This window comes from Knoellia sinensis KCTC 19936, from assembly GCF_000768705.1.
GTDB classification, from domain to species: domain Bacteria; phylum Actinomycetota; class Actinomycetes; order Actinomycetales; family Dermatophilaceae; genus Knoellia; species Knoellia sinensis.
Genome location: NZ_AVPJ01000033.1, coordinates 1 through 8,466, shown reverse-complemented (window position 1 = coordinate 8,466; position 8,466 = coordinate 1). Strand labels below are relative to the sequence as shown.

Here is an 8,466-nt window from a genome sequence, read left to right as displayed (position 1 = left end):
ATCTGTTGCGTATGTCCTGAGACTCGACACCCCCTTGCGCACCGATGTCCTTCATCGGACACGCGGAACCCCCGAACTCAAGGTTCGGGGGTTCTTGCGTTGTGTCGTCAGGTGGTCATCCCGAGTTGGGCTGCGATCCCGGTCGCGTCGAGGTACGACTTCCCTTCCGTGATCAGTCCGTCCGGTCCATGCGCGGCGATTCGACGACCGGACTCGCCAAGGCACTCGGGGTGTCGCCCACGACCGTGCAGCAGCACCTCAAGAGCATCTTCGAGAAGGCCGAGGTGAACAGCCGCGTGGAACTCATCGCCAAGGTCTACTTCGACTGTTACGACCTGAGGGCCCGCGACAACCGCACACGGATCCAGGAGGAGCAGTCCATCCGCGGCGGCCCGAAGATCGCATGAGGGCCAGCATCTCTACTGATGAATGCTGGTCCTCGCAATCAGGTGCAGTCGTGGGAAGGGCGCTGGGATGACTGATCGGCTGTTTGTCTACGGAACGCTGGCTCCTGGCCGGCCCAATGAGCATGTCCTCGCCGACGTGCTTGGCACGTGGGAGGCGGCGACCGTGAGGGGCACGTTGCTTCCGCACGGCTGGGGCGCCGAGGTCGGCTTCCCCGGGATTGTGCTCGCTGAGGAGGGAGTTGAGGACGGAGCTGAGGATGGACTTGAGGTTGGCGGAGTGCTCTTCAGCTCGGAGGAATTGGCCCGCCACTGGGAGCGTCTCGACGAGTTCGAGGGCGAGGGCTACGAGCGGGTTCTGACGCGCGTCACTCGCGACAATGGCGAGACTGTCGATGCCCACATCTACGTTCCGCGGGGCGTGGCGTTTGAGCCGCAGGCCAGCACCGGAGCATGAACTCGGGAGCAATCACTCACCAGCTGAGGAGCGATGAAGTGGTGCGCTGCTCGGTCAGGGCCCCGCGAGGGCGCGCACGGCGCGGTCGATGGTGGGGCGGAGATCGAGTTCGGGGTCGATGGTGAGGCGGTGCATGAGCAGTCCGTCGGCGAGCGCCATGATGGCCCTCGCAGCCGCGACTGGGTGGGGGATCCCGACTGCGGTCACGAGTCCCTCGGTCCACCGCTCGAACTCGTGTCGCTGTCGCCGAAGGGGCTCGCCGATCTCGGGGTCGTCGGCGAGCTCGAGGAACAAGGCATAGCGCGCCCGGGTGCGCGCAGCGAAGGGTCCGGCCTGGATCTCGGTCATGGTGCACAGGCCCGCGACCAGTTCATCCACGCCCGACATCGGCGGCAACCGTGCCGGGTCGAAGTCGGCGCGCTCGCGCTCGGCGATCCAGTCGACCACGCCGGCGAGGAGGGCCCGGCGGGTGCGGAACCAGTTCGAGGTCGACCCGGCGGGGAGGCCGGCTTGGGCGTCGACGCGCGCGTGGGTCAGCGCGCGGACGCCTTGCTCGCCAAGCAACTCGACGGCTGCCTCGAGGGAGCGCTCGCGGGTCGTCGCGGGCATGGACACCTCCCTTTCGCGAGGGGTCTACTATGAACATAGTAGTTCCACGGCACACAAGGGGTCGCCATGTCCTCGCCACACACGCCAGCCAGACCAGCCGTTCCCGGACCTCCGGACTCCTCAGGTTCCTCTGGCTCCCTGAATCCGGCTGCGCAGTGGTCGCCGCCGCTGCCCGAAGCGCCTGGCTTCGAGCACTTCGTCGTGGAGACCCCAGGCCTCCGCACCCACGTCGCTGCCATCGGCGAGGGCGACCCCGTGGTCCTGTTGCACGGCTTCCCGAAGCACTGGTGGCAGTGGCGCACCATCGCTCCGAGTATCGCGGCGGCTGGATATCGCGCCTACTGCCCGGACCTGCGCGGAGCCGGCTGGACCGTGGCCGACGATCCGGGCATCGAACGCGAGACCCGGCTGCACGACCTGCTCGCCCTGTTCGACGCCCTCGGCATCGAGCGCTCCCATCTCGTCACGCACGACATGGGTGCCATCACAGGGATCCACCTGAGCTATGAGCATCCGGAGCGGCTTCACTCGCTGGTGCAGTTGTCCGTGTGGCCGGCGTTCTTCACCTTCAGCCCCAGACTGATCCCGAACTTCACCCACTTGCCGCGATTCATCTGGCACCGTCCTGGCGCCTCATTGAGCTACATCTTCTCCGCGAGGTACGCCGCCCACCCGATGTCAGAGGCCACGATTGCGGCCAACCTCGCCCCGTTTGCCCGGCCGGACATCGACGCGGCGGTTCGTCCGCTACTGCGCGGCATGGTCGTTCCTGAAGCACTGCGCATCATTGGCGGTGCCTATCGCCGCAAGCGGCTCACCGTCCCAACCCTTGTGGTCTACGGACGCAAGGACTACCCCACCACCGAGGAACTCATGGAGCGGATCTGCCGGAACCCAGAGCGGCACGCCGATCGGATCGAGTTCGCCTACGTCGACGACGCCGCGCACTTCGTCACCGACGACGCCCCCGACGCCGTGGCCGACCTCGCGATCGACTGGTTCAACCGATCGGCCGAGAGTGCCTCCGCGTCCTGACGCGGTCGCCGAGGAGCGAGGCTCCGGAATCATGGCGGAAGCCCAAAGCTCGAGCAGCACCCGTCGTGAGAGTGTGTGCCGGTGCATCTGACCCTCGGGACCCACGCGCGGCGCTGGGGCGTCGCCACCCTGCCACTGATGCTCCTCCTCACGGGCTGCGTTCCCGGCATCGCCGGCGTCTCGTGGCAGGTCGACGAGAAGGCCCTGGCGCCAAGGGAATTGGCTCAATCCATGACCTTCGACTTCGAGGACATCGGTGGATCGGGCCGCATGGACCAAACCCTGATCGTGACCAACACGTCGGGTGTGCCGATCCTGTTGAACGCGGACGTCCAGGCTCTCGACGCCTCGGGCAAGGGACTGCCCGACGTCCGGGTTTCGGGGATCTATGGAGCGACCGGCGGCCGCCAGGTCCTCCTCCCCGGAGAGAACGTCGAGGTGCTGGTGTTCGGCGGTCCCAACGCCGCCAAGGCGACCGACGTGCGCGTCACCAACATCAAGGCGAAGGGCGCGACGTTCCCGAACGTCTCGCACCACGTCGACGCCACACCCGTCGACGAGACGGGCACCGAACTCGACGATCCCGTGATCGTCTCCGCCGTGCGCGTCACCAACGCGAACAAGGCCACGGTGTCCGTCGGGGTCGTCTGCATCGTCTGGGATCGACCCCAGGCCGGGGAGCCGCAGCAGGCGCTCGAGGTGATCCCGCTGGCGTCGGTCGTGGAACTCGCTGCGGGCCAAGAATCGACGCTCCGCCTGAACCCGCAGGCTCAGGCCAAGATCCGGAAGTTCGCGACGTCGAACGCCATCAGCTTCAAGGCCTTCTTCACTCAGGGGTGACGATCTCCCTGGGCCGCGGCCAGTTCCGTTGGCTGACACACGATCCCGTATGCCGTCGTGTCCCCTTCCACGGAATCGGAACCTCCGTGGTCGACCAGAATTCCCCGGAGCGAGAGCGAAGGCGCCCAAACGTGAGTGGGCGTTCACGGAGCGGGCGTCCGGCGTCGACTGCGATGTAGGAGAGTTCGTCCATTCCCAAGCGCCCGGACCGTCGGACACATAATCTTCCCCCTTGGCTGTCCCGCTTGTCGGGTGAGTCAGGCCGTGGAGGTTCGGAAGGGACTGGTGTGCAGGACAGGGATGAGGCGGCGGGATCACCGTCAGTCAGCAAGAGGGTGGTGCTCGCAGGTGCTCTGGGCGTCGTGGTCCTGGCCGGGCTGGCCGGTTGGGGTGCGAGCCACGTGGCCAGCCGGAACGCCGTACCTGCCGGAGTCAGCACGCCTCCCGCAACCCCGACCCCTCACACAACGGTGACGGTTTCGGCTGACCCCGTCCCGACTGTGACTCCGAAGCCCACCGTCACCGTGACAAGCAAGGCGCCGTCGGGCCCCAGTTCCGAGGCCGATGAGGCTGCCCCCGTTCCAACCCTGACCGTGCGCGCGACGACTCCGAACCGCCCGGCGGCCCCGGCCAAGACCCCCGCTGCTGCCACCGAAGCCTCGCCGCTCTGCGTGCCAGACCCCACATGGGCGGCTCGACAGGAACGGAACCGGGCGGCCCGCGAAGCGCAGAGGTCCAACATGAACATCGCCATCAACACTGCCATCACAACCGGTCAGCTGGACGAGGCCGCGAGGCTTCAGAACGACATGTTGGCGCTCGAGCAACAGTGGCTCCACGAGGACCAACTCGACCCCGAGCCTGCCTGCTGAACCTCGTCCGGCTCAGGAGGCGCCCGTAGCATCGAGGCGTCACCCTGTCGGAGGTCGATCATGCACGTGGAGCCCAGCACCCTCGATGCGGCGGTCGCCAAGCACGCCTTCACGGGCGTCATCACCATCGACATCGCCGGGGAGCGCGTGCTGGAGCGCACCGAGGGTTTCCTGCACCGGCCACTTCGCGTACCCATGCGGGTCGATGCGCGCATCGGCATTGCCAGCGGCAGCAAGGCGTTCACGGCGCTCGCGACAATGCGGCTCGTCGAGGACGGCGTCCTCAGGCTCGAGCAGCGCGCCCGCGACCTGCTGGGTGACGACCTGCCACTCATCGACGACGCAGTGACGATTGAGCACCTGCTCGGTCACACCTCCGGCATTGGCGACTACCTCGACGAGGAGGCCGGCTGGGAGGTCGACGACTTCGTGCTGGGGCGGCCGGTGCACGAACTCACGACCGCCGAAGCCTTCGTGCCGGTGCTCGACGGCTTCCCGCAGCGGGCCACGCCCGGTGAGGGTTTCGTCTACTGCAACGGCGACTACGCCGTCCTGGCGGTGCTGCTCGAGCGGGCCACTGGCGAGACCTACCGCGGGCTCGTCCAGCGGCTCGTGCTCGATCCCGCCGGGCTCGCGGCGACGGGCTTCCCACCGCTCAACGCGCTGCCGGCGGATGCCGCGGTCGGCTACGTCCACGACGAGGGCGACCTCACCAACACGTTGCACCTACCGGTGCTCGGCACCGGTGACGGCGGCGCGTTCACCACGGCGAGCGACCTGCACCGCTTCTGGATCGCGCTGCTCGACGGTCGCATCGTGACGCCCGAGACGCTCGCGCTGATGATGGCGCCTCGCTACGACTGGCCCGATGAAGGCATGCGCGTCGGGCTCGGCCTGTTCCTGAACGCGACCGCACCCGCGTTGATCGTCGAGGGCTACGACGCGGGGGTCTCGTTCCGCTCCACCCACATCCCCGCGTCCCAGACCACCGTCAGCGTGCTGGGGAACAGTTCCGAGGGTGCCTGGCCCGTGATCGCCGTCCTCGCCGAGGCGATCGACGCCGAACTGGCCTGAGGGCGAACTCGCCTGACGGCGACGTCGCCCGCGTCTCAGTGCTTGACGGGAGCGACGATCGCAGCGCGCAGCGGCTCCAGGGTGGCGCCCAACTTCACGAGGGTCGCGTCGCGGACGCCGTGCTCGGTCAACGCGTTCGAGAGGGCCTGCACGAGGCGGTTCCACACGAACGCGTTGATGGGATCGCCATGCTCGTTGACCAGTCCGGCGTGAGCAGCCTTCATCTGGCGCAGCGCACCCACCGTCACACCGTCACTGGTGAGCATGATGAGCGCGGAAAGGGAGTGCCGCGCCAAGGTTCCGTCCCCCGACGACGTGAAGTAGCTCGCGACGAACGGGTCGGCCGCAACGCTCTCGGTGAAGCTCGTGAGGACGCCTGACCAGACGTTGCCGTCGCTGTAGTAGCGCATCCAGTCGTGGAGGAGCACCTCCGTCTCGCCCCAGCGGATCATCGGCGGTTCGGTGAGCACATGGGAATCGGGCAGGCCGGCATACGGATCACTGCTGTTGGGGTCCGGCTTCGCAGCGGGCGCGGGAACGCGCGCGGGCGTGGCCGGGAGGACGATGGTGATCGTCGGTGTCGGGTCGTCGAGTCGCGGCTCGGTCCGCGGCGCCACGGGCGGTGCGACCGGAGCGGGTTCGACCGGAGCGGGTTCGACTGGGGTGGGCTCGGCCCGAATGGGCTCGGCCGGCCGTGAGACGGGAGCAGGCTCGACGGGAATGTCGACGGGCGCCTCGGGCTGTGCGGCGGCAACGGGGCGGACCGGCTCCGGAGGCGGAGGTGCCGCGAACGACCGGGCCTCACCAGCCAGCGTGTCGTCGCGCCTCAGCTCGGCCCACGGCGTGGGCGTCGGCTCCGGCGCGCGCTCGGGTTCCGGCGACCGCTCGGGCTGTGGCTCAGGCATGCGCGCCGGCTCGACCGCCCACCGCTCGGGCGTCGGCTCCTGGGTCGGCTCCGGCTCTCGCGGACGCTCGACATCCCACGGGTCCTCACGCTGCTGATAGGCCGCCTCGCCGTAGCCACCGTCGTAGTCCTCCTCGGCGGCACGGGCGATGATCCGGCGTCGATAGATGAGTGCGCCAATGATGAGACTGGCCCCCGCCAGGATGAGCAGATACGGCCACAACATCGACATTCCTCCGGATGAGCCGACAAGCGCGAAAGTCCAGTCTTACAGGGCCGTTCGCGTGCGCTTGACACCGACCACCTACCGGTCGGTCACTACTGGCGCTTTCAATCAGTTGCCGGCCAATCCCACAATTTTTTGGGCACGACCATGCGCCACGCGTCGAGGACGAGTTCGCGCATCCGCTCCTCGTCGAGGGCGCCCATCCGCGACTCCACCCAGTTGAATCGCAGGTCCGACTCGCGCGGCAGGAAGAACACCTCCGGCTCGCTCGCGACGAGCGCGGCCCGCTCCTCCTTGGGGAACGCGAACCCCATCTCGGTCTCCTCCTGATTGAACGCGAGCCACACGATGCTGCCGACGCGGAACTTCACCCGATCGCGCACCAGCACCTCGTAGCTGCGCGGCAGGCCGTCAGCCACTGCGCGCACGTCGTCGATCGTGACCGGCATGCGTTCCAGCGTGGCACGGGCTACCGACAAAGCCCTCCCGTATGCCGTCCGCCCCCGTCCCGCGGCCACCTCACCTCCCCCGGCGCCTCCGCAACGTCAGCGTGAACGGCTGCCCTAGCGACCGATGGCACTGACGTTGCGGGGAAGGCGTGGGAGTGTGGGAGGCGTCCGTTCAGCCAGGGGTCGGGATGCGAGGAGGCACCCAATGAGTGCGACGTACACGTTCGACGTCCTGTCCACCCTCGATGGCTACGGGTCATATGGCGAGGACGGTGACTGGGGCGGCTACTGGGGGAAGCAGGGACCGGAGTTCCTGGCTCGACGCAGCGAACTCTATGGCGAGGGGCGAATGGTGTTGGGCGCCAACACTTTTCGCGAGTTCGAGGGCTGGATGGGTCCGAAGGGCGGGTCGATCCCAGACCTCGACCCGGTCAACACGGCGATGCGCGACATGCCCACGACGATCGTGTCGAGGACGCTCTCCGAGCCACTCGACTGGCCGGACGCCACCCTCGTGAGCGGCGACGCCGTCGACGTCGTCGCCCGGCTCAAGGAGGAGTCCGACGTCCCGCTCCTGTCGCACGGCAGCCTGTCGATGAACCGGGCACTCCTCAACGCCGGCCTCGTTGATCGGATACGGGTGACGCTCTTCCCGGTGCTCACGGGTCGGACGGGGACCGACCCGGTGTTCTCAGGCGCAGCGGACTTCGACCTCGAACTCGTCGAGAGCCGGACGTTCGACGGCGGCACGCTGGAACTCACCTATCGACCGACGCCCCACTGACGCGTCGCCCTGAGTGCGCCTCAGTCCAGGGCGCAGCGTCGGGTCCACCACGCCGCTGCGGCCGCCCGGCCCCGCTGACCGGTGTGCTCATACACCGAGCTGAGGTGCTTGCGCACGGTCCGTTCGGCGATCCCGAGGCGGCGCGCGATCCGGACGTTCGTCCACCCCGTCGCGGCGAGGGCGAGCACCTCTGCCTCACGCCGCGTCGGCTCATAGTCGGCACACAGTGCGACCGCGGGAGTGACGGCTGGAGCGAGCTCCCGGGTGCCAGAAACCGTCTGCTTGGACGATTCCGGAACAGGAACCGTCCACTTGGACGATTCCGGGAGAGAAGCCGGCCGATTGGACGATTTCTGCGCCTGCAACACGTCGGTGAGGGAGTCGAGCGCGGCGCGGAAGCTCAGCCCCGCAACGAGCACCCGTTGGAGCGCCTCGAACGCGGTCACTTCACCGTCCGTGAAGTCGCGGTCAGCGCGGTGCCCACCGAGGAACATCACCGAGGTCGGCGTCTGCCGCAACGGGATGGCGATCGGGTAGCGACCGTCGAAGTACCCGTGCATGCCTTCATAGGCGTCAGTGCCCCAGAACTGTCGGATCGGCACGACGTCACTCACCCGAAGGGCATGGTCGAGGCCGAGCGACGTCATGGCGGGATGCTGTGGGGCGACCTCAGCAGCCGCAGCAAGTTGGTCGGGCGTCGGCACGTGACCGCCCGCCAGATCCACGTCGACCTTCACCGACTCGCCGGACAGGGACCACGTCGTCAGGCCGATCCCCGCATCGACAGAGCCCCGGGGAGTGGTGGGGATTGG

11 protein-coding genes are annotated in these 8,466 nt (G+C 68.0%); 7 read left to right on the top strand and 4 right to left on the bottom strand.

The window, feature by feature from the left end:
• The first annotated feature begins 188 nt into the window (after positions 1–188).
• Both N802_RS20680 and N802_RS18915 read left to right on the top strand, forming a co-directional pair.
• Positions 189–407 carry a helix-turn-helix transcriptional regulator gene (locus N802_RS20680; protein WP_211254465.1) on the top strand — a complete coding sequence of 73 codons (219 nt, stop codon included), beginning with the start codon at positions 189–191 and terminating at the stop codon, positions 405–407.
• Between the two features lie 67 nt (positions 408–474).
• Complete coding sequence (locus N802_RS18915) at positions 475–861, top strand: gamma-glutamylcyclotransferase family protein (protein ID WP_052110175.1); 387 nt, start codon at positions 475–477, stop codon at positions 859–861.
• Between the two features lie 54 nt (positions 862–915).
• Here N802_RS18915 and N802_RS18910 read toward each other — a convergent pair whose 3' ends face one another.
• Positions 916–1,470, bottom strand: a complete 555-nt coding sequence (locus tag N802_RS18910; RefSeq protein WP_035919538.1) for a TetR/AcrR family transcriptional regulator — start codon at positions 1,468–1,470, stop codon at positions 916–918.
• 66 nt (positions 1,471–1,536) lie between these two features.
• On the opposite strand from N802_RS18910, the gene N802_RS18905 reads away from it, so the two are divergent.
• The 4 genes from N802_RS18905 (at position 1,537) to N802_RS18890 (ending at position 5,291) form a co-directional block, all read left to right on the top strand.
• Positions 1,537–2,505, top strand: coding sequence for an alpha/beta fold hydrolase (locus N802_RS18905; RefSeq protein WP_084072360.1), 969 nt, complete (start codon positions 1,537–1,539; stop codon positions 2,503–2,505).
• Positions 2,506–2,586: 81 nt separating this feature from the next.
• Positions 2,587–3,345 carry a hypothetical protein gene (locus N802_RS18900; RefSeq protein WP_156971527.1) on the top strand — a complete coding sequence of 253 codons (759 nt, stop codon included), beginning with the start codon at positions 2,587–2,589 and terminating at the stop codon, positions 3,343–3,345.
• Between the two features lie 500 nt (positions 3,346–3,845).
• Positions 3,846–4,217 carry a hypothetical protein gene (locus N802_RS18895; protein WP_156971526.1) on the top strand — a complete coding sequence of 124 codons (372 nt, stop codon included), beginning with the start codon at positions 3,846–3,848 and terminating at the stop codon, positions 4,215–4,217.
• Positions 4,218–4,277: 60 nt separating this feature from the next.
• On the top strand, positions 4,278–5,291 hold the full coding sequence (locus tag N802_RS18890) for a serine hydrolase domain-containing protein (RefSeq protein WP_035919528.1): 1,014 nt from the start codon (positions 4,278–4,280) through the stop codon (positions 5,289–5,291).
• Between the two features lie 35 nt (positions 5,292–5,326).
• Here the strand turns inward: N802_RS18890 and N802_RS18885 are convergent, their stop codons facing one another.
• Complete coding sequence (locus tag N802_RS18885) at positions 5,327–6,421, bottom strand: globin family protein (protein ID WP_156971525.1); 1,095 nt, start codon at positions 6,419–6,421, stop codon at positions 5,327–5,329.
• 104 nt (positions 6,422–6,525) lie between these two features.
• Complete coding sequence (locus tag N802_RS18880; protein WP_035919523.1) at positions 6,526–6,870, bottom strand: MmcQ/YjbR family DNA-binding protein; 345 nt, start codon at positions 6,868–6,870, stop codon at positions 6,526–6,528.
• A gap of 205 nt (positions 6,871–7,075) precedes the next feature.
• Between N802_RS18880 and N802_RS18875 the strand changes: the two genes are divergently transcribed.
• Positions 7,076–7,654: a dihydrofolate reductase family protein gene (locus N802_RS18875; protein WP_035919520.1), complete on the top strand. Its 579-nt coding sequence runs from the start codon at positions 7,076–7,078 to the stop codon at positions 7,652–7,654.
• A gap of 20 nt (positions 7,655–7,674) precedes the next feature.
• On the opposite strand, the gene N802_RS18870 is transcribed toward N802_RS18875, so the two are convergent.
• A partial coding sequence (locus N802_RS18870) for a helix-turn-helix domain-containing protein (RefSeq protein ID WP_035919517.1) occupies positions 7,675–8,466 on the bottom strand: 792 nt, incomplete at its 5' end.

What these genes read in the sequence shown, in the direction of transcription:
- N802_RS18875 (WP_035919520.1), top strand. Translation starts at nt 7,076, where the DNA reads ATGAGTGCGACGTACACGTTCGACGTCCTGTCCACCCTCGATGGCTAC.
- N802_RS18880 (WP_035919523.1), bottom strand. Translation starts at nt 6,870, where the DNA reads ATGCCGGTCACGATCGACGACGTGCGCGCAGTGGCTGACGGCCTGCCG.
- N802_RS18890 (WP_035919528.1), top strand. Translation starts at nt 4,278, where the DNA reads ATGCACGTGGAGCCCAGCACCCTCGATGCGGCGGTCGCCAAGCACGCC.
- N802_RS20680 (WP_211254465.1), top strand. Translation starts at nt 189, where the DNA reads ATGCGCGGCGATTCGACGACCGGACTCGCCAAGGCACTCGGGGTGTCG.
- N802_RS18885 (WP_156971525.1), bottom strand. Translation starts at nt 6,421, where the DNA reads ATGTTGTGGCCGTATCTGCTCATCCTGGCGGGGGCCAGTCTCATCATT.
- N802_RS18915 (WP_052110175.1), top strand. Translation starts at nt 475, where the DNA reads ATGACTGATCGGCTGTTTGTCTACGGAACGCTGGCTCCTGGCCGGCCC.
- N802_RS18905 (WP_084072360.1), top strand. Translation starts at nt 1,537, where the DNA reads ATGTCCTCGCCACACACGCCAGCCAGACCAGCCGTTCCCGGACCTCCG.
- N802_RS18910 (WP_035919538.1), bottom strand. Translation starts at nt 1,470, where the DNA reads ATGCCCGCGACGACCCGCGAGCGCTCCCTCGAGGCAGCCGTCGAGTTG.